16 protein-coding genes are annotated in these 20,848 nt (G+C 50.1%); 11 read left to right on the forward strand and 5 right to left on the reverse strand.

All coding sequences use genetic code 11. The features are described from left to right. The first annotated feature begins 403 nt into the window (after positions 1 to 403). The 3 genes from GN112_RS31975 (at position 404) to GN112_RS31985 (ending at position 4,558) form a co-directional block, all read left to right on the forward strand. A complete protein-coding gene (locus tag GN112_RS31975) occupies positions 404 to 1,789 on the forward strand; it encodes a hypothetical protein (RefSeq protein WP_155313827.1) in 1,386 nt (461 codons plus the stop codon). Between the two features lie 204 nt (positions 1,790 to 1,993). Next, on the forward strand, positions 1,994 to 3,112 hold the full coding sequence (locus tag GN112_RS31980) for an IS110 family RNA-guided transposase (protein ID WP_155310575.1): 1,119 nt from the start codon (positions 1,994 to 1,996) through the stop codon (positions 3,110 to 3,112). A 591-nt stretch (positions 3,113 to 3,703) separates the two neighbouring features. Beyond that, a complete protein-coding gene (locus GN112_RS31985) occupies positions 3,704 to 4,558 on the forward strand; it encodes a hypothetical protein (RefSeq protein ID WP_155313828.1) in 855 nt (284 codons plus the stop codon). A 1,117-nt stretch (positions 4,559 to 5,675) separates the two neighbouring features. On the opposite strand, the gene GN112_RS31990 is transcribed toward GN112_RS31985, so the two are convergent. After that, positions 5,676 to 5,993, reverse strand: a complete 318-nt coding sequence (locus GN112_RS31990; RefSeq protein WP_231717193.1) for a HigA family addiction module antitoxin — start codon at positions 5,991 to 5,993, stop codon at positions 5,676 to 5,678. An 8-nt stretch (positions 5,994 to 6,001) separates the two neighbouring features. Beyond that, positions 6,002 to 6,283, reverse strand: coding sequence for a type II toxin-antitoxin system RelE/ParE family toxin (locus tag GN112_RS31995; protein ID WP_155314476.1), 282 nt, complete (start codon positions 6,281 to 6,283; stop codon positions 6,002 to 6,004). Between the two features lie 802 nt (positions 6,284 to 7,085). Between GN112_RS31995 and GN112_RS32000 the strand changes: the two genes are divergently transcribed. Continuing rightward, complete coding sequence (locus tag GN112_RS32000) at positions 7,086 to 9,737, forward strand: hypothetical protein (protein ID WP_155313829.1); 2,652 nt, start codon at positions 7,086 to 7,088, stop codon at positions 9,735 to 9,737. 612 nt (positions 9,738 to 10,349) lie between these two features. Here GN112_RS32000 and GN112_RS32005 read toward each other — a convergent pair. Beyond that, positions 10,350 to 11,468 carry an IS110 family RNA-guided transposase gene (locus GN112_RS32005; RefSeq protein ID WP_155309156.1) on the reverse strand — a complete coding sequence of 373 codons (1,119 nt, stop codon included), beginning with the start codon at positions 11,466 to 11,468 and terminating at the stop codon, positions 10,350 to 10,352. Positions 11,469 to 11,611: 143 nt separating this feature from the next. Between GN112_RS32005 and GN112_RS32010 the strand changes: the two genes are divergently transcribed. Further along, complete coding sequence (locus GN112_RS32010) at positions 11,612 to 11,962, forward strand: HigA family addiction module antitoxin (RefSeq protein WP_155313830.1); 351 nt, start codon at positions 11,612 to 11,614, stop codon at positions 11,960 to 11,962. A gap of 34 nt (positions 11,963 to 11,996) precedes the next feature. Here the strand turns inward: GN112_RS32010 and GN112_RS32015 are convergent, their stop codons facing one another. Next, complete coding sequence (locus GN112_RS32015; RefSeq protein ID WP_155313831.1) at positions 11,997 to 12,302, reverse strand: hypothetical protein; 306 nt, start codon at positions 12,300 to 12,302, stop codon at positions 11,997 to 11,999. 153 nt (positions 12,303 to 12,455) lie between these two features. Here GN112_RS32015 and GN112_RS32020 point away from each other — a divergent pair, with 153 nt between their 5' ends. After that, positions 12,456 to 14,417 carry an oxidoreductase gene (locus GN112_RS32020; protein WP_155313832.1) on the forward strand — a complete coding sequence of 654 codons (1,962 nt, stop codon included), beginning with the start codon at positions 12,456 to 12,458 and terminating at the stop codon, positions 14,415 to 14,417. A 159-nt stretch (positions 14,418 to 14,576) separates the two neighbouring features. Beyond that, on the forward strand, positions 14,577 to 16,037 hold the full coding sequence (locus tag GN112_RS32025; RefSeq protein ID WP_162459215.1) for an HDOD domain-containing protein: 1,461 nt from the start codon (positions 14,577 to 14,579) through the stop codon (positions 16,035 to 16,037). 96 nt (positions 16,038 to 16,133) lie between these two features. Here the strand turns inward: GN112_RS32025 and GN112_RS32030 are convergent, their stop codons facing one another. Then, complete coding sequence (locus tag GN112_RS32030) at positions 16,134 to 16,508, reverse strand: hypothetical protein (RefSeq protein ID WP_155313834.1); 375 nt, start codon at positions 16,506 to 16,508, stop codon at positions 16,134 to 16,136. A gap of 570 nt (positions 16,509 to 17,078) precedes the next feature. Here GN112_RS32030 and GN112_RS32035 point away from each other — a divergent pair. The 4 genes from GN112_RS32035 (at position 17,079) to GN112_RS32050 (ending at position 20,803) form a co-directional block, all read left to right on the forward strand. Further along, positions 17,079 to 18,461, forward strand: coding sequence for an HDOD domain-containing protein (locus GN112_RS32035; protein ID WP_155313835.1), 1,383 nt, complete (start codon positions 17,079 to 17,081; stop codon positions 18,459 to 18,461). Between the two features lie 275 nt (positions 18,462 to 18,736). Further along, on the forward strand, positions 18,737 to 19,117 hold the full coding sequence (locus tag GN112_RS32040; protein WP_155314477.1) for a DnaJ family domain-containing protein: 381 nt from the start codon (positions 18,737 to 18,739) through the stop codon (positions 19,115 to 19,117). A 12-nt stretch (positions 19,118 to 19,129) separates the two neighbouring features. After that, positions 19,130 to 19,621: an SHOCT domain-containing protein gene (locus tag GN112_RS32045; protein ID WP_155313836.1), complete on the forward strand. Its 492-nt coding sequence runs from the start codon at positions 19,130 to 19,132 to the stop codon at positions 19,619 to 19,621. Between the two features lie 48 nt (positions 19,622 to 19,669). After that, complete coding sequence (locus GN112_RS32050) at positions 19,670 to 20,803, forward strand: D-alanine--D-alanine ligase family protein (protein WP_331457555.1); 1,134 nt, start codon at positions 19,670 to 19,672, stop codon at positions 20,801 to 20,803. Positions 20,804 to 20,848 lie beyond the last annotated feature (45 nt).

Raw genomic sequence — 20,848 nt, forward strand, 5'->3', positions numbered from 1 at the left:
AACCGCAAGGCACGCTGTTGGGGATGCGGGCGTAAGAAGCAGGAAAAAGCGAATGCCGGTCTGTAATGGACCGGATACGGGTTCGACCCTGTCCCGGCCCGAAAGGGAGCTGACGTCCTGCAGGTGTTCCATCGCGTGAAAACCGGGAGAACCGCATTCATGAAGGAAAGCAAATGACGGCGTCCTTATGGACAGCTGATGCGCCTTCGAGCTTATGGCATTGTGGCTGTCAGTAAGTATCGCGAAGTCGGAGTCGTTTTATTAACCCCGGCGGGTAGTCTCACAAAGGCTGGCCTTTCGGAATGCTTGAGCCGTATGACGGGAAACTGTCACGTACGGTTCTGAGGGGGCTTGGGGATGGCAACATCCCCCGGCTACCCGATCAATCAAGCAAGGAGGTTAAATGAAAACTCAAATGAAAAACTTTTTAAGTCTATGTTTAGCATTCGCCTCAATTTCGGCTTGTGCAATCTCAAATGAAGGAGCTACAGATTTTAGGTATTACAATACTATCGACAATAAGCTGGTAAAATATATTAAACCAAATGAAGTTACAGCATCTCAAATCAAAGAAGGTAAAGCATTAGTAGTATCAATAAAACAAGCATATATTGAAGATTTTACTGAATGGCCTTCCCCGTTAAGAATTGCCCGTTTTGAACCAGCAAATGGTGAAATAGCAATTGTAGTCAACGCATTTGAACAAGGTAATAGTAGCTTAAATTTTGGACCGAAAGGATTAGAAAATGCTCGCGTTGTCTTTTTCTCTGATGATGTTTGGGAAGGTCAATATTTAAATTTATCTAACTTGAGTACAATATATGGCCCACTTAAATACAATGGAAATAATTTTATCATTGATCTTTATGTCGTGGAATTTGATCAGCCAGGAGATCAACTAAAACAACTTGTGACAAATCTTGCTGAGTTAGGCACAACATTTTATCCTCCCGCATCACCTATTGCGGGGGCATTATCTAAGTTGGCGGGCAGCCTTATTACAGACCAACAAGAAGACAGGATTTTTCACTATACTCTAGAACTAAAACCAGTTGGAGGAGATTTAAATCTCGATACAGGAATTTTATTAACTGGCAATTATGCATTTATACGAGAAGGCAATCGAAAAAAAGTAACAAATTGGGCTGATTTAGTAATAAATCCCAAAACTGGTCGTATTGTATATAAAAATAAAGAGATTGATACTCTTAACACAAATGGAGGCGATAATAAAGTTTCATGTAATTGCACAGATGAAGAACTGCCATCCGAGTGTTATTACAGTGAAAATACATACATTGTTATAGAAGTAAATAAAGCTATATCTTCTTTAAAAAATGATACTCAACAAATGATATATAAAGAACTCGTTAGCGAATTATCAGATACATCTCCAGCAATTTTCAAAACTGCTCTTCCTGAGGATGCTTTGAAAAATTTAGCAGGCGGTGTCGCAGAATTAAGAAATGCAGATAAAATTAATAAAGAAATTGACATATTAAGTTCTACCAATAATACACTTGACTCTAACAACACAGCATTATCTAGTTTCCTTGATTTTTGGTTCTCAATCGAAGACAGCGAAGAAGGTAAAAATATATCAAAATATAAAATTGATTCTATAGAAGAGCAACTGATTGAAAGAAAAATAGGTGAGTTAGTAGCTTCATGTGAAAGTAACCAAGATACAATAATATCAATCATGGACATTATGAGGTCAAGAGCGACTGAACTAAACGATACTAATAGAGGAAAAATTATCCCCGCTCTTTCCTGTAAACATAAATAGGGTGAAAGCCAAACAAAACGCTGCAGGCCGAACCGGGGTGATAGCGGCCTTTTGAAAGTGATTGGTTTTTGAGAAAACTTAGACAATATGGTTGAACGTTAGCCACCGCGGCAATAAAAAGGCCTGCCAAACCTTGAAAACGTGGGTTATAGTAAGCGTTCGTTAACAACCCTAACTACAGAGCCAAAATCAAGGAGGCAGGCCGTGAAAAAGATTGTAAAGTATGTTGGTTTGGATGTCCACAAAGATTCGATTACCATTGCTATCGCCGATGAAGGACGTGACGGAAACGTTCGAGTGTATGGAAAAATCAGCAACGACCTGGGGCAGATTGATAACGTCATGCGAAAACTGATTTCACAAAACGCCGAATTGCATTGTGTTTATGAAGCAGGTCCATGCGGATATCCAATCTACAGGCATTTAACAAGCAAGGGAATCGATTGCGTTGTCGTTGCTCCGGCGCTGATCCCCAAAAAAACCGGTGATCGGGTTAAAAACGATCGCCGAGATGCAACCCACCTGGCGACGCTCCACCGTTCCGGAGAACTGACGCCGGTGTATGTCCCCGATCAGGCCGATGAAGCACTTCGTGACCTGGTACGTGCACGAAAAGACATCCAAATATCGCTCCGCAAAGTCAAACAACAGATCAATGCCTTTTTATTGCGACAAGGGATCAATTATCCAGGTAAAAGCAAATGGAGTAAAGCGCATTTAAATTGGCTGGCGGATCTGAAGATGCCGCATCCGGCCCAGCACATTGCCCTTACCGAATACCTGGACGCCATGGGAGACCATGAGGCCCGCGTTAAGCGCATCGAAAAAGCGATTGAGCAATGTTGCCAAACCAGTCGATTGCTTCCGGTTATCGAGGCTCTGCAAGCGCTCAGGGGGATTTCTTTGCTCAGCGCGGTGACCGTCGTCGCTGAACTGGGGGATCTGAGCCGTTTCGATACGCCGGCACAGCTGATGGCCTATTTGGGTCTGATCCCATCGGAGCATTCAAGCGGTGGCACCATCAAAAAAGGCCCCATTACCAAAACCGGCAATACCCATGCCCGCAGGACGTTGATCGAATCGGCTCAGGCCTATCGTATGCCGGCCCGGAAAAGTAAGGCGATCCGTAAACGCCAGGAAGGCTTGCCGGACGATGTTTTGGATATTGCCTGGAATGCACAGCTACGACTATGCCACCGCTACCGCAGGTTGATTGCAAAGGGCAAAAACCATAACGTGGTCATCACCGCGATTGCACGCGAGTTGGCCGGTTTCATCTGGGCCATTGCCCGGGCTGTTCCAATCGTGGCCGCTGAAAGATGATTTGTTATAGCGTGGAAACCCAGGCCTATCAAGGCCAAGCCCTAAAGGGTGCTCCCTAAGGTCGCAGCCTTGACAGCCCTGACTTTCCACGCTGGGTGGGAATTAGCGACGGCGAGAGAAGCGCGACTGTTGCTCCGGCTCAAGAAGCTGGATAAGTACTTCTCTATAATCGATGATGCAAATAGAAAAAGAACTTATTGATTTTAAAAATGCTCAAGAAAGGATCGGCTTTATCAAAGAACAAATATAGCCATCGAGCTTTTGGATAGGGGCGCGGTCGCGGTTTGGAGAACCCTCGAAAAAGCTATCGGAATAGGCCTTCAGGCCGAAACTCCCGTCTTTAGACCGAGGCAGCTCCACGACGAAGCCTAGTCAGGCGGTATCCAACCCGCGAATATCAGAGTGCTCTACCGTCGTTATTGCAGACCCCGCCTCTATCCAAACGCTCGATGAAAATTATTGGCCCAAGTTTTTTGGGTATGGATAGGTTTTTCTCTTGACAAGTGTTCAACCATATCAGCTTTTACAACCTGCTCGGCTGTATGCCCCGGTCGGCTGAGCTCCCCGTTGCCTTTGTACAGGAAGCATGAGATGACTAATAAAAATAAAGAATTTTATTTATCTGTAATATCAATAGCAATAGCTGCTTCTGCTGTTGTCTTGTCACAATTTCCACCAATATATACATATTTTGAAAAAGCTAAAATTGAGATTGGGCGTAATCCCCAAATACATATCGGCCATTCCTATGGCAATATCGGCATAACGAAACAAATAACAATAAAAAATATGGGTGACAAATCTGGAGAGATTGAAAAAATACGAATTTTTGTGTGTTTAAAAAATAAAATAGAAAACGGAGTACTATTTCCTGCAAAATATTATTTAAAAAAAGAAATAGACAGCTTCATGATGAATAGAGCAAAAATTAATATATCGGAATTTTTTTTAAATCCAAATTCATCATGGGACGAAACTACAGTATTCTTCAATGAGTTTAATCATACGAATCAAGAACAATATCGAAATATAGCTGAAAAAGCATTGTCAGAAAGAAATAAATGGGAATGGAACTTGCGTCATGAAAAAAATATGGATGACGATGCTATTATAGATTATGAAAGCGCTCATCCTATGAAATTTAGCGATCAGCTTTCGCAAGATATTCAAAAATATATAGAATTACGCCTCAAATGGTTTGTAAAAGGAGAGTACTATCTTGTTGAGTATATTACTCACAATGGAGAGGTCACGACTACCTATTATACGTTTTCTGTTTCCAATTCGACATTAAGAGCTCTCCAAAAAATTTCAAAAAGTCATAATTATTTCATTGATGAATTTAGTGATGTTCCAAAAGGAATAATCGAGAATTTATCTTCCGTATCGTTAGAGAGAGAAACTAAAGATAGATTATTATCGGTAATTAAAAGCAAAGATTTGTAAATAACTATCTGGTTTCTTAGATAAAAATTAGGCTAACAAATGTTTCAACCCGACGTTTTTCGCCGCTCCGTTCGCTTCGCTCTATACGTTCTGAAAAACGCGGGTTAAACAGGCGTTATCGCGCCGAGGAAAGCTCGGTGCATCTTGCAGGGTGAAAGTCCCTGTCGGGAGGAAGGTCAGTAATGGCTTTCTGTAAGGGTTAGCCACCCACCCGTATCGAGCCTTGGGTCCATGGCGGAGATACTTTCTACTCATTGTAAGTGCTGGACGCCGATATATTGGCTGGAAACGAGCCGCGACCCGGGGAACCGGAGCCATTCGCGGATGGTCTCACCCCACTGAACGATCAATGGAGTAGGGTATCGAACAAGATGGGCTAAGCGTAGGCAGAGAATCCTGTAGGCCCCCGGATCGGGTCCAGGGCAGGCTGCGGGGAGACCGCGCTCCCTGAAGTGCTGGTACAGCTTCGAAATGCAAATTGCGGACGCCGGGGGGTTTTAACGTGCGCCGAAGGCAACACAGAAGCATCCGTTTTGGCGAGGATGTGGAGGTCCGCCGGCGTGGCATGCAGGAAGAGATGCATCGTAGAACTCGGGAAGCCCCATTGCGCTCCTGGCGTAATTACGCTCCAGGTGGGTCGTCGCAAGGCGGCTATATGCCATTGGGGTGTCTTATCAGGCATAGTACTCAGAGGTTGGGAAAGCCAGCCACACGCATGTGTCAGTGATACATGCAAGGGAAAGGACCTGACGGAAGGATGCAACCCGCAAAGGAAACTCGTGCCGGACATGTAGGGCTGGATAACACGAGCCAACCTCACTGCGGGGAATAGCAATTGGATCTTGTAACGGGTAACTGTGAAGATCCGCGCGGAAGCGAGTCCAACCGAAGAACCGGGAAACCGACCGTCCGGGATGAGAGGGGGGCTTACGGAAACGTGGGTTATGGTGGAAATAGGAACCCGCTGCGCAACCGAAAGGGTGCATGTCGGAAACTCTCTGCCTAAGACTGCGCGCGCCGTATTTCTACCCGACGTCTGTGCGGGGGACGCTGGGTAACCGACGTTCCTACCGTGAGAGGGCTAATGAAATCAGGCAAGCTACAGCCAGTAATAATGTCATGCGGCATTCAACGGTTTGATTTGTGAAAGTTCTTTACTATACCGCTGTGCTGAATCCCAAAGATCCCATGAATGCTGAACATTCAGCCAGAATTCGGGTGAATTGCCAAAAAGACGCGATAATCTGAGCGCCATAGCAGGACTGATAGCTCGTCGTTCTCTTAGAATTTCATTTATTGTTTGGCGTGATACGCCTAAAGCCTTTGCCACTGAGGTCGTGTTAAGATTATAGTCCGGCATGAAATCCTCTCTGAGCATTTCACCGGGATGAGTCGGCCTGATTTCTCGCTTTGTTGTATTAGGAATAGCCATCATTTCAGTCCTTAATGGTAATCGGTTATCTCAACATCGTAGGCATCGCCTTCAATGAAACCGAAACATATTCGCCACTGGTCATTTATCGATATGGAATATTGCCCTTTTCTATCTCCTTTTAGCGCATGGAGCCTGTTGCTGGGGGGCACCAAAAGGTCATTTATGTCATTTGCAAAATGGATAAATTCTAAACGCCGTATTGCCCTTCGTAATAAATCCGAAGGAACACGTTTTGATTTGCCAGTAGTGAATAATTTTTGGGTTTCCTTATCGGCAAATGTTTTTATCATAAACAAATTGTAAACAATCACGTGACAGTTGTCAAAGGTTGAAGCTGCATAATTAATGAGGTTGCCCCAACCACCGCTTGCTCGTGCCCAGATAAATTCGAATCGTTGGGATTCCACCACAAAGGAGGATGAAATTCGATATTGTTACCCAGTGGGTGCAAGTCCCACATGAGTAAAGTTTAGCCAACAGCTCATTAGCGAAATCCACAGGCAAAACCGGTAACGGAAGTCTGAAGCTGGATGGAGCGAGATTGCAGGCTCTGTATTGAGCCCCGAAAAATGTATCGTTGTGGTCCGTGAGGATAAATCCCGTCAGCGGGATGAAAGCCGACCCGATGAAAGCCGAGGGAAGGCAGCAGACTCGCAAGCGATACGGCGAGCGTGCGAGTCACCACCGGGGTCTGCGGCCAGGGCATGTTCTCAAAGGGGTAGCTCGGGAACTGGGGAGGTCCGGATGTTTCCTTGTGAAAACGGTTAGGTGGATACCGTCCGTTGGGGTAAAACACCTGTGGCGGTAAGGTAGTTTCAGCCTTATCGCCTGTATAAGAAAAGTGAGGCAACAGACAAGGTACCGGGGGCGGATAGCCAAAAGCGAACAAACCCGGGTTGGACATTCGGAAGTCTTAGGATCGGGAATTTTATTAATTTTTGTCTTATCAACCCCGCCCGGCCGGTGAAGCTGGGGTTATAACCACTTTTTTAGCATTGAGCACATACCGATGAAAAAGACCGCTCAAACTGTTTTGTTATCGTTAACTGTTTTGCCCCTCGGTTCACCAGATTATCGTTAAAGGACTTCAATATGATTAAAAAATTGTTGGTTTCCATAGTATTGAGTTTCGTGATGGTGTTTACGGCTTCTTCTTTTGCCATGCCGCCTAAAACCGATTTTATTGGAACGTGGACAGGGCTTCAGCAGGAGGGGCAGCAGTTTAACCGTATCACGCTGAATATTGAGACGATTGCCTGGCCTGATGGAAAGACGGCTTTATCCGAACCGTCTATGACCGGCTGGTCTCTGTCCGGTTCTGTCAGGGTTGAGCCTGCCATGGTCACGATGAGAAGAGCTCCTGAGCCCCAGACCGTCCCTGTCACAGGAGAATTTTATCCTGCCGGCAATATGGTAAAACTCCAATATATTTTACGCCGCAACCGCCCCATCGTTTACGGCGTTTTAAGCCAGGATAAGAACAGAATGGCCCTGGTTTTTTCCAGCGGAAGATCAGGCAACCTCGTCCTGCCGGTTTTATTGACCGCGGGTACAGAGCTGCCCGAATCCCTGTCACCGTTTGCTACATCAAGCGAAGACGCCGAACGATTACGCCGTGATATGGAGCGGACCGGTATTCAGGTCGCTGCAGGACAAACCCAGCTCGATGCGATTCGATCTCAGATTCAGCAGGTAAAAAGCGAGCTCAGGCAAGCCCGTAGCGCTGGGGACAAGGAACAGCAAAAATTGCTCAAGGCAAAAATCAAAGAACTCAGGGATGTCTATCGGAAAGAAAACAGCGCACAACAGGCAGTCATACTGGAACAGGCCCAGAAATTGCGGAAACAACAGCTCGATCAGCTCAGGATGACAAACCCGGAACTGGCAGATGTGAATCAAAAAATAATGGAATTACAGAAGCAGCTTGTCAAGGCTTCCAATGACAAGGATTTTACGAATATGATGATGCTGGCAAAGGAGCTTAAGAGCCTGCAGCGTCAGCAGAAATCAGCCATGGCACTAGGTCGGAATCAGGCAGCACCACTATCCGTTGCCGGTGATTCGGGTCAGTGCCCGGAGCATGTTGCGGCCTGGGCTGATGAACTGGAAAAAAACGGGGCCCCAAATTCTAAATTCAGGAACTTGGGACAACTGGCCAATCTGTTCCGTCCGTCTGTCTTTGAAAAGCACTTTCAGGCGACATTGCTTTCCATGGACGCGAAAGAACGCCGCCAACTTGGTGTTGATCTGCGGCAGCATTGTTCCGGGAACAACAATGCATTCTCCCGTAGCGGAAATCTGCCCACCGTTGCAACAGCCTTGGCCGACGAAGGGTCTCAAATCAACTATGTGAGTGCAGCCATGGCAGGAGAGGCCTTGGATATCGTCGGTCTGTGGTCTCAAAGGACGCTTACCACCCTGAATGGATATAGCCATTCAGAGGACATAGAGGTTCTTGGAGACAGGGGGGATATATTGTTTAAAGCGCTTTGGCCAATGGAAACGAAGAACGCAAATGATGCCATTGCATCTGCATATAATGTGACCATCGAAAAAGAACAGATCGCTCAGATCGACTTACTTGCAGACAATATTGACGGCATCGATGCGTTTACCAAGCTCAGCCACCTGCCCCAGCAGAAAAATTGGAAAAAGATGAAATATCCTGCAGGGCAGAAGGTGATGATGTACTATCAAGAAAAAACCTCAATGGCGCTTTCCCGGCATATTGACCAAACATTCCCTGGGGCTGCTCGTGACATGGGAAATCCCAGGAATGCACTGATTGCAGGCAAACAATGGTATGAACAAAATGGAACGATATTGTCCCTGTTTCCGGACACCAATGCCGCCCGGCACTTTGATCAAACATTTTGGGTTCGACGCGATGAGCTGTTCAGAAAGTTATCCCCTGAGCTGAAAAAAGAGATTGTAGAACTTAAACAAAAATCCGAGATCCAAAACATCGCTTCGGATTTAAGTCTGCCCATGGATAGCCAGCGGTCTGGTGCTTTTAAGGATATCACTGCAGCCAAAACAAAACAGATCGCAGCCCTGGAAACAAAGCGTTACACGGCTTCAGCCCCTGTTCCTCCCGGTCCCGAGCCGTTCAAACCCGACCACCCCGGAGCCGTCTACCTGAACGCCCTTTACCACCAAGACTGGAAAACCATTGCCCGAGAAGATCGTGCATTTGCCATACCCTTGTGCAAAATGATGCAACCCATGCACAACAGCGGCATCTATGACATGATGGCGCTTTTAAGCGGAGGTAAAGCGCAGGGCAGCGATATAAAACAATACATGCAAACCAAAATGGAAAAGGCCTCCATGAGCACCAGTATGGCCGGCTTTTTCATCCTTGCATTAGAACATATATCACCAACGTGTTTGGGGGAAAATCCGGTTCATATTGAACGCACAGAAAAATGGGATAATGTGGTTTATAATGGTTTGGGAGCGGAACTCTACCGGACACACCATTCTCAGACCTACCATTACACAGTTGCCCGGCGCCACCGAAATGCCTTTTACCGACTTGGCGATCCGGCCAGCGCCGAAAGCCTCGATTTCATCAACGGCTTGCTTGGCCAGTTTGGCGTTAAACAAGGGGGGATTCGCGCTTCTATGTCAAAATTAAGTGCCAACTTGCACGGACTCAGAAAGGCCATGCAGGACCTTCCCTGTGACGGTAAGGTAATAAAGCGAATTGAGAACGCACTGATGAAAAAGGCTCTGGAGTAATTTTGATGAAATCGTAAACAATCAATACCGCATTTGTTTCATATGGGCTGAGAATGGCCCGAAAGATGTTGAAGTTACAGATTATCATTAAACTGATATGGTTGAACACTTGTCAAGAGAAAAACCTATCCATACCCAAAAAACTTGGGCCAATAATTTTCATCGAGCGTTTGGATAGAGGCGGGGTCTGCAATAACGACGGTAGAGCACTCTGATATTCGCGGATTGGATACCGCATGACTAGGCTTCGTCGTGGAGCTGCCTCGGTCTAAAGACGGGAGTTTCGGCCTGAAGGCCTATTCCGATAGCTTTTTCGAGGGTTCTCCAAACCGCGACCGCGCCCCTATCCAAAAGCTCGATGGCTATATTTGTTCTTTGATAAAGCCGATCCTTTCTTGAGCATTTTTAAAATCAATAAGTTCTTTTTCTATTTGCATCATCGATTATAGAGAAGTACTTATCCAGCTTCTTGAGCCGGAGCAACAGTCGCGCTTCTCTCGCCGTCGCTAATTCCCACCCAGCGTGGAAAGTCAGGGCTGTCAAGGCTGCGACCTTAGGGAGCACCCTTTAGGGCTTGGCCTTGATAGGCCTGGGTTTCCACGCTATAACAAATCATCTTTCAGCGGCCACGATTGGAACAGCCCGGGCAATGGCCCAGATGAAACCGGCCAACTCGCGTGCAATCGCGGTGATGACCACGTTATGGTTTTTGCCCTTTGCAATCAACCTGCGGTAGCGGTGGCATAGTCGTAGCTGTGCATTCCAGGCAATATCCAAAACATCGTCCGGCAAGCCTTCCTGGCGTTTACGGATCGCCTTACTTTTCCGGGCCGGCATACGATAGGCCTGAGCCGATTCGATCAACGTCCTGCGGGCATGGGTATTGCCGGTTTTGGTAATGGGGCCTTTTTTGATGGTGCCACCGCTTGAATGCTCCGATGGGATCAGACCCAAATAGGCCATCAGCTGTGCCGGCGTATCGAAACGGCTCAGATCCCCCAGTTCAGCGACGACGGTCACCGCGCTGAGCAAAGAAATCCCCCTGAGCGCTTGCAGAGCCTCGATAACCGGAAGCAGTCGACTGGTTTGGCAACATTGCTCAATCGCTTTTTCGATGCGCTTAACGCGGGCCTCATGGTCTTCCATGGCGTCCAGGTATTCGGTAAGGGCAATATGCTGGGCAGGATGCTGCATTTTCAGCTCCGCCAGCCAATTTAAATGAGCTTTACCCCATTTGCTTTTACCTGGATAACTGATTCCTTGTCGCAATAAAAAGGCATTGATCTGTTGTTTGACTTTGCGGAGCGATATTTGGATGTCTTTTCGTGCACGTACCAGGTCACGAAGCGCTTCATCGGCCTGATCGGGGACATACACCGGCGTCAGTTCTCCGGAACGGTGGAGCGTCGCCAGGTGGGTTGCATCACGGCGATCATTCTTAACCCGATCACCTGTTTTTTTGGGGATCAACGCTGGAGCAACGACAACGCAATCGATCCCCTTGCTTGTTAAATGCCTATAGATCGGATATCCGCACGGACCTGCTTCGTAAACACAATGCAATTCGGCGTTTTGTGAAATCAGTTTTCGCATGACGTTATCAATCTGCCCCAGGTCGTTGCTGATTTTTCCATACACTCGAACGTTTCCGTCACGTCCTTCATCGGCGATAGCAATGGTAATCGAATCTTTGTGGACATCTAAACCAACATACTTTACTATCTTGTTCATGGCCTGCCTCCTTGATTTTGGCTCTGTAGTTAGGTTTTTTACGGACCGCTCACTATAACCCACGTTTTCAAGGTTTGGCAGGCCTTTTTATTGCCGTCTTGGTTAACGTTCAACCATATTGTCTAAAATTATATGAGGGTACAATGATACGAATACCTACACATAGGACACCGACCCACCCTGGGGAAATGCTGCTGGAAGAATTTTTAAAGCCAATGGGCATAACCCAGCGTAATTTAGCTAACGCCATCAACGTTCCTTATCAACGGATTAATGAAATAATCAATGGCAGGCGTGGTATTACGCCCAGCACGGCTTTAAGGCTTGCTAAGGTTTTTGGGGTTTCGGCTGATTTTTGGATGAATATTCAACTCAGGTGGGATCTTTATTTCGCAATGAAATCTGAATCTGATGCATTGAATAATATAAAACCACTGCCTTTGAACCACCTTGATACGAATAAGTCCAGCGCCCAACATGGCGCTGGACACTGACCGGGTCTACGCTGGCGCTGGGTAACCGACGTTCCTACCGTGAGAGGTTTTTAGAAGATATTATGTATTGTGTAGCGTCTTGCTTAACTGATACAAACCTGAACCGCATAATTACAATTGCTGCTTGCTGGATGACCGACTTGACAACCTCTTCGGAAGGAACGGTAGCGGTAACGGTCCGCAGCCACCTCGCATATTTTTTCCAGATCGTTTCATGAAAGTTCAAGGCGATGATTTGCAGGATGCCGGTTGCGATACAACCAAAATTGGCAAACGCTTCGATGGCACCAATAGACATTTTCTGCCCAGGATAAAGCGGAAAAAATGTCGGCATTGCCATCAGTTATTCGTTCCTGACCCGCAAAACAGAAAACGTCAATATGCTGTTGGCAGTTATATATGATATATGATAAGATATAAAATCTTATAAGACATCCGATTGCACAACGGCAAAAACAAAACCCATCCTAATTGATTACGGGGGGAGGCGAATGTGAAGCTGTTTGAACCCATCGAGATTGGCGGCATGCCGGTTAAGAACCGAATCGTTATGGCCCCGATGACCAGCCATTACGCCCGGAAAGGGATCGTGACCGAGCGCATGGTTCATTTTTACACGGCCCGGGCAAAGGGCGGCGTCGGGCTGATAACGATTGAAGACGGGATTGTGGACTATCCGCTGGGAAACAACACCGATAACCCGCTGGCCGTGGATCATGATCGGTGCATCCCGGGGCTCACGCAGCTGAGCAAGGCCATTAAAAAAGAGGGTGCCAGGGCGATGCTCCAGCTCTCCCATGCCGGACGCCGGGCGGGCCATCTGTCGCCACGCACCATGCGCCTGGACCGTACCGGTGGCCGGATGCCGGTGGCCCCGTCGCCCCTGGCCCATCCTTCGCCGGGGCATGTGGTCCCCCGGCCGCTCAGTACCGGTGAGATCGATGACATCATCGAGGCCTTCGGTCAGGCGGCCCGGAGGGCGGTTGAGGCGGGCTTCGATATGATCGGGCTGCATTGCGCCCACATGTATCTGCTCGGACAATTCCTTTCGCCCTGGGCCAACAAACGCAAAGATGCCTATGGCGGGAATTTGGAGGGCCGACTGAAAATCGTTCTGAAGATTATTCGGCGGATCAGAAGCGAAGTCGGCACCGGCTACCCCATCGTCTGCCGCATAAACGGCCAGGAGCCGGAAGAGGGCAATACGGTCGATGAGCTTTGCTTCATCGCCAAGGCACTTGAATCAAACGGTGTTGCCGCCCTGCATGTGTCCGTGGGGTTTGGCAGCATCCTTTGGGACAAGGACTTCATTCCGGCAGAGGCCACCATGGGGATGCCGGAAGGGTGCATCGTCCATCTGGCCGAAAATATCAAACAGGCCGTCTCCATTCCCGTGATCACGGTCAACAAGATTCGGCATGTGGATTTTGCCGAAAGGGTGCTTCAGGAGGACCGTGCCGACATGATCGCTTTGGGCCGTGCCCTGCTGGCAGACCCCCAATGGCCCAACAAGGCCCGGCAGGGGCGCTGGGACGACATCCGTCCCTGTGTTTCTTGTTGCCAGGGCTGTGTGGGCAATATCGAGAAGGGGCAGCCGATCAGTTGCCTGGTCAATCCCATGCTCGGCCGGGAGAAAACGGCCCGTATCCGCCCGGTGGGTGCAAAGCGGGCAAAACGGGTTCTGGTCCTGGGAGGCGGTCCGGCCGGTCTGGAGGCATCTATTGTGGCTTCCCAGCGGGGCCATCAGGTGGAGCTCTGGGAACGGCACGCGGATCTGGGAGGGCGCCTGAGGATTGCCGCTACGCCTCCGGGAAAAACCGAGCTGGATGAATTCAAGGCGTTTCTCCATCGCCAGGCGGCGAATCAAGGGGTACGGATTGTCTTGAACCGCGCCGCCGATGTGGATGCGGTACTGGAGGAACATCCGGATGTGGTGGTGGTGGCCACCGGCGCCCGGCCGCATATTCCCGAATTTGCGGTGACAGGTAACGGATTTGTGAAAACGGTGGCGGAAATTCTCAACACCGGCGTGCCCGAAGGCGATTCTGCGGTGATTGTCGGCGGCGGGCTGGTCGGTCTGGAGACAGCCCACTATCTGCTGGAGATGAGAAAACGGGTTACCGTCGTGGAAATGGGCGAGGCGCTCGGTCAGGACATGCCGATGATTACACGCATGCCGCTGTTGCTGCAGCTCGGTGCCAAAGGCGCACGGATGCTTGCCGAGGCCCGGGCGCGTGAGATCAGAACCAATGGGGTCAGGGTCGATATCAAGGGCGAGGAGACGTGGATCCATGCCGATTTTGTGGTGCTTTGCACCGGGGATGTGGCCGATCCGGAATTGGAGACCGCACTCAATGGTCACGGCATTCCAGTTCACACCATCGGCGACTGCCGGCAGCCCGGCGATATGCCCGCGGCGGTTTATCAGGGATTCATGGCTGGCCTTGAACTTTAAATAATATGCAACATTGGGTTTAATTTCACCCGTTACTGCCGATATTCAATATGCATCATACAGAGAACTCATACAATCGTTCCCATGCCGGCAGGTCAAACCGCCAGTCGGCGGCTGCAATGGAATATCCTGAAACATGCCATGGAGGACCTGTCAATAATGAAATCAGAGACCGCTTTGGATAACCTGATAGAAGAGATGCGCAGTAAGGGAAACCTGCCCGCATTGAATGATACGGTACTTGAAATATCGAGGCTTGCCAAAAACAGCGAATCCAGCGCCCCCGACCTGGCGGCAGTCATCATGCGTGACTGCGGACTGGCCAGCAATCTCCTGGCCGCGGTCAATTCCAGTTATTACGCACCACGATTTCCCATTAAAACCATCTCATCGGCAGTGACCTACATTGGTTTCGAAAAAGTCTATCTGCTTTCCCTGGGGCTCGGTCTTTTCCGGCATACCATGGAAACCCTGCAGGCGCGGAACCTGTTGAAGCTGTATGCCACATCCTATTTTTCAGGCACCCTGGCCATGTCGTTGGCCGAGGTATACGGACACGCCAGCCCCGAAGAGATTTTCATTGCCGGCCTGCTTTACCGGCTGCCCGGCTTGAGTCTGGCCAACACCTTTCCCCAGCATTTCCTCGACATGCAATCGCGGATCAATGAGCGTGGAATGACGCTTAACCAGGCCTGCTTGGACGTTTTCCAGGTTCGCTACGACGACATCTGTGACGCCGTGCTGGCGATCTACCATCTTCCTGAGGATGTGGAACGGGTGATCAATCAGGGCAAGGTGTCGGATGAACCGTTGACCATGCTGGTGGGAGAAGCGGCTGGGTTGGCGGCCATGCTGTTCGGAGACCGGCCGGCTGGCAAAGATGTCCTGAGAAAGACCGAGAAAAGGATCCGTAAGCTTCTTGACCGTCCGAAATTCTCCGTTTCCGAAACGATTCGGCAAACGTTTGAAAATGATCGCAACATCAAGCACTTTTTCAGTCTTGGTGCCGAAGATGTGGAGATCATGGTCAACCTTCTGGAGTGGGGCAAGGCCAACCCCATGGCGGTGGTCACCCACCTGGATTTCGGCACGACGTTGGATGCTGAATCGCCAGCCGATACCCCGGAGGCGTTGATCGGTCATTTCCTTACCGAATTGGCGTTATGCCGCAAACGGGGCGGAGAACTCAACCCGTTATTGATGCTTTCCCAGGAAGCCTTGTTTCGCTGCCTGCCGGGCAGTGAGATTTTTATGGCGTTCTTGAGTCAGGACAAACAGCAACTGCTGGGACGGTTTTATGTGGGCAGTTCATTACACTTGAATGCACAGGAATTTTCCGTGGCCATGACCAACACCGACGCCGCCATTGTCCGGTGCATGAAGGTACAATCCCCGACCGAATGGCAGAAGGGAGGCGTCGGGCTGGGTCTGCCGTATGCCCTTTTCGGTCGGATGCCTTTCCAGGCTGCCTATATGGTACCGATTGTGGTGAACAAGCAAGCGATCGGTCTGTGTTTTACCGGTCGCTTAAACGGCAAAGGGTTCAACGATCGGGAGTGTGTGTGGATCGATCAGATTGTTTCCCACATCCAGGCCGCCTTTTCGGTGACCCGAACCTGATGGTGCCTGATTCAAAAGGGACCCTATGGACCCGTCGCATGGGTGTTCGTCGGTGATGTGATGGGCGGCTACTCTTTTTCCGACCCGGTGGAGCGGTTACGATTCGTTCTCTTCAGCCTCGCGCTCGATGTTTTCGGCGATGAACTCTGCGATCAGTTTTCCGCCGTCACGGTCGTGCTGGGTGGTAAATTCTGTGCCGCAGACCCATCCCGGTTGGAAAAAGAGACGTTGGTCCTCTGAGACAAGCTGGGAGACGTGTCGGGGGATTCCGGCCACTTGGATGGGGGTGGTGCCGTTGACCGTCATGGGTTGGATTTCGGTGTTCAGTTCGATCTCTTCCGGGGTATCAATCAGAAACCCCACACCATACTCATTGATGTTAAAAATCCGGTAAGATTTTCCATTGATGGAAATGGTCAGATTCTGCGCTTGAAAACGGCGCCATCTTCGATTCCCCAGTTTCTGATCCATCTCCACCTCCTTTTTGGTTCCGGACCGTTTGCATTGCAATGTTGTCCGGAAATCGGGTTTCGTACATTAAGGGCGATATCGGCTCAATGGTGGTTTCCTTTAGCACAATGTGGTATATGGAGATCAGTCGTTTCCTTTTGCCGGGTTGGGAGATATTCTATATCAGGAACCGTTTCTTGTCGAGGGATAGAATTGCCATTGATGGATGGTGGCTGTTTTTTCCTATTGCTCCGGTCCGGTGTTCATGAGATGAGATAACCGGTCGATAATACGATCACATGGGCAAAAACACCCTCTGTCTATAGGGTTTAAGAAAATGTTTTTGGCAAGGCCTGAGGGAGGAAGCTGTATAATAATACTGCGACGACCGATAACGCAGCCCAAAAACATTTTCTTGAAGTCTATAAAAGGTGATTGCCGTTGACATGACGATGGACCGGATCGTATTTGCAGCAGCGGTATGGATTTTTCCACGTGCATGCCCGAATTTTCCTTTGGTCTTGCCAGCAACAGTGCCATAAAGCCTGAACGGAATGAGATGTCCAGCAGGTTGTCAAGGGTTAGGAACGAATGGGGAGCTCACTTGTAGAGAAACTGTCGATCATTAACCGACTCGGTTTTTTTAACTCCTTTACCGCGGACGAAAAACGACAAGTTGCCTCCGAGGATTCACACTTCCAGGTTTACGATCCCGGAACCGTGGTGATTCGTAAAGGAAGCAGTGACCAGAGCCTTCTGATTATTCTCAGCGGCAGCGTTGCAGTTGCTGAGGGAACCGGGGACGCCGTCCTTGCCATCCTGAAAGCCGGTGAGGTTCTGGGCGAGATGGCCTTTTTAACCGAAACCCGACGTACGGCCCAGGTCATTGCCAGGGAACCGGTGATCGCGCTAAAGCTGGATCGACTGATGTTTGAGAAATTTCCCGCGCCGATTCGGGAAAAATTCAAAGATCAGATTATCATGAAACTGGTCACCCGATTGGATATGGCCAACCGGGAATTGACCCGCTACCGAGGCACCGGCAACGGTGGGTCGCCTGCGGAAACACCGGGACCGTTCAGAGTGCCCGCCGCAGGGGCAGCCGAATCAGAGCTTGCGACCGGTCGGGATCTGATCCGCAAGATCGTCTCCAATACGACCTCGCTGCCGGCCATGCCGGCGGTGATGCTTAAGGTGCAGCAGATGCTCCGGTCGCCGGCAACCAGCCCTGCTCAGCTGGCCAAGGTGATCGAGACCGACGCGGCCATGGTAACCGACATCCTCAAGCTGGCCAATTCTGCATTCTTCGGCTTTCGCGGAAAAGTTTCGACCGTCCAGCATGCATCCTCCCTGCTTGGCACCCGGCGACTGGCCGAATTGATTACCGCCATCAGTGCCGGAAGCGTTCTGGGCAGTGCCATGAGAGGGTATAATCTCAAATCCGGTGACATGTGGCGGCACTCTATTGCCGTGGCGGTAACGGCCAGTGAGATCGCTGGCGCCATGTCCTCCGAGGCCGTCGAAACTGCATATATGGCCGGCCTGCTGCATGATGTGGGCAAAATCATTCTGGATCCATATGTCCGCGAGCGTAAGGTTCTGTTCGATCATTATCTTGAGACGCACCCCGGAAAGTGCATTCAGGACGCCGAACGTGACCTGCTCGGGTTTGACCACGCGGTCATCGCCTCGATTCTTTGTGACAACTGGTCCCTTCCCCGGGCCATCTCTTTTGCCATTCGACACCACCATCAGCCTGCATCCGCAGGCGACCACCAGCTGGCCCACATTATCCATTACGCGGACATCCTGGTCATCCAGGCCGGACTTGCCGGGAGTGGCGGGTATGCGCCGCCGGAGCTGGATCCGCGCAGCCGGTCCATGGTTTCCCTGGACCCGGATACCCTGCAACACTCAGTGGAAAAAGCGCTTCAGTACATGGACGGCCTGAAAGGGCGCCTGTTCGCCCCCTAATCTTGATGGTTTCGTAAAAAGCCCGAGATCAAGGCTTGCGAATCCTGAGAATACCGCTATCGCGGGTGCCGTAGGCAGCGTACTGAGCGTACTCCGCAGTGACGAAGGATACGCGTAACGACGATATCGGTCTTTTTACGAATCCGTCAAGCTTGCGTCCTGGCCGGCACATTAGCCCTTGAAATCCGTCTGGCCGGTATAATATAGTCGTCGCCAGTTATTGTCAGGGGCTGGATGGCCAACACGGATTGCACATACCAAGCGAGGGCGACGCGATGTTTCCCGGTTTTGAAAAAATCATCGAATCTAGAATTAAAAAGGCACAAGACGAAGGCGCGTTCGAGGATCTGCCCGGCAGCGGCCAGCCGTTGCAACTGGAAAATGACCCGCATATTCCTGAAGACTTGCGCCTGGCCCATAAGGTCCTCAAAAATGCCGATTGTCTGCCTCCGGAGGTTCAGTTGCGCAAGGAGATCCGGACAACCGAAGAGCTTCTGTCCGGTATGACCGACACGGTGAAAAAACACCGTACCATCAAAAAACTCAATTACCTGATCATGAAACTCAATGCCACGCGAGGCGCCAGCGCGGAGTTTGATATTCCGCAACGCTACTATGTGGACGTCGTCGAACGCATCGAGAGTGACAACGCTTAATCGGGTGTAAGCATGTTTGGAAAAAAAAAAGAAGGCGACGGGCTGGTGAAAAGCGTCATGCTCGCCTACTTTATTCTTGCACTGCATGTGCTGTTGATTGCCGGAATGGCGATTCTGGTTCTGTTTTTCCGGGGCATGGTCAATTACATGCTTTGGATTGTTCTCGGCGGAATTGCTATCGTCGGCATATCGGCTTTTTTTCTGGTTCGGCGCATGCGGGCGGAAGGCAAATCCCTTCGTGAGATGTTGAAAAATCCCATGTTCAGCGGGCGATCCGTGGAGGTGAGTCTGCTGGGTGGAATGGCCACCGTCAAGTTGGGCCAACCGTCTCAACCCCCGGCCATTGGCCATGACACGGCAATAGACATTCCCCGCCTTGAAGATCCGGAAACTTCCCGCAGTCGGGAGGTCTCGCAGCTGGCGGAACTGGCCCGACTGCTGGAAAAAGACCTTATTACCGTTGAAGAGTTTGATCAGGCCAAGCGGCGCCTGTTGAATCAATAAGCTACGGTTGCCGGTTTCTTTGTCCGACGTGCGTATGAACCTGTTTTCATGATGGCAACCGCAGGCCTGTCACTGCTTTCAGATGCGCCGGTACTTCAGTGTCCGTTCGGGCAGCGTAGGCGGCTGCATGGTCTGGATGGTGCTTGGGGATTCGAAGAATCCGCCAAACCGGTCAGTTGGCCTGCGTTTGGCTCAACGGCGGCCAACCTTGGCGAAAGGATCGAAGAGATGCAGAAAAAAAATATCGCCTTGATTTTCGGTGGGATTTCATCCGAACGGGAGGTTTCGCTGAACAGCGGCAAGCAGGTTTACGAAGCACTGGATAAAGAAAAATATACCGTCTTGACCTATGATCCCCGGTCGGACATTCCTCGGCTGGTTGCCGATGCCGAGCGGATCGACTGTGCGCTGATTATCCTCCATGGCCCTTACGGCGAAGATGGAACCGTGCAAGGTCTGCTGGATCTTCTGGATATCCCCTACCAGGGAGCCGGTGTGCTGGGCAGTGCGGTGGCCATGAACAAGCTGCTCTCCAAGCAATTATACGAGATTGCCGGGTTGACGGTGGCGCCATACGCTGTGGTGCGACGTGGCGAATCGGTCGATGGCGACACCCTTATCGATCGCCTTGGATTGCCCCTGGTGGTCAAACCGGTGGAAACCGGGTCGAGTGTGGGGATGACCATTGTGAGACGTGCCGCCGATTTGCCTGAGGCTGTGGACAAGGCGCTGGAATTCGGATCCACCGCCATGCTGGAGGCATACATCGAGGGACGCGAGATCACCTGCGGGGTGCTGGGAAACGAGGCTGTGGAAGCGCTGCCACTCATCGAAATCATTCCCGGTAAGGATCATGAGTTTTTCGATTACGCGGCGAAATACGAGGCCGGCGCCAGCCAGGAAATCTGCCCGGCACACCTGGATGAAAAATTGACCCGCAAGGCCCAGTCATGCGCCATTACCGCTCACAAGGCCCTTCACTGCCAGGGGTACAGCCGGACGGACATGATTCTCAGGGACGGAGAATACCATGTACTGGAAACAAATACGATTCCCGGAATGACCGCTACCAGCCTTTTCCCGCAATCGGCCAGCGCCGCCGGCATGACCTTCGGGCAATTGCTGGATCGGCTCATCGAACTGGGAATCCGTGCGCGGCGTCGCAAGACCACCCGGGGATAGCTTAGGATCGGGAATTTTATTAATTGAACAAAATTGCTTGTTCTT

This window comes from Desulfosarcina ovata subsp. ovata (assembly GCF_009689005.1).
GTDB lineage: Bacteria > Desulfobacterota > Desulfobacteria > Desulfobacterales > Desulfosarcinaceae > Desulfosarcina > Desulfosarcina ovata.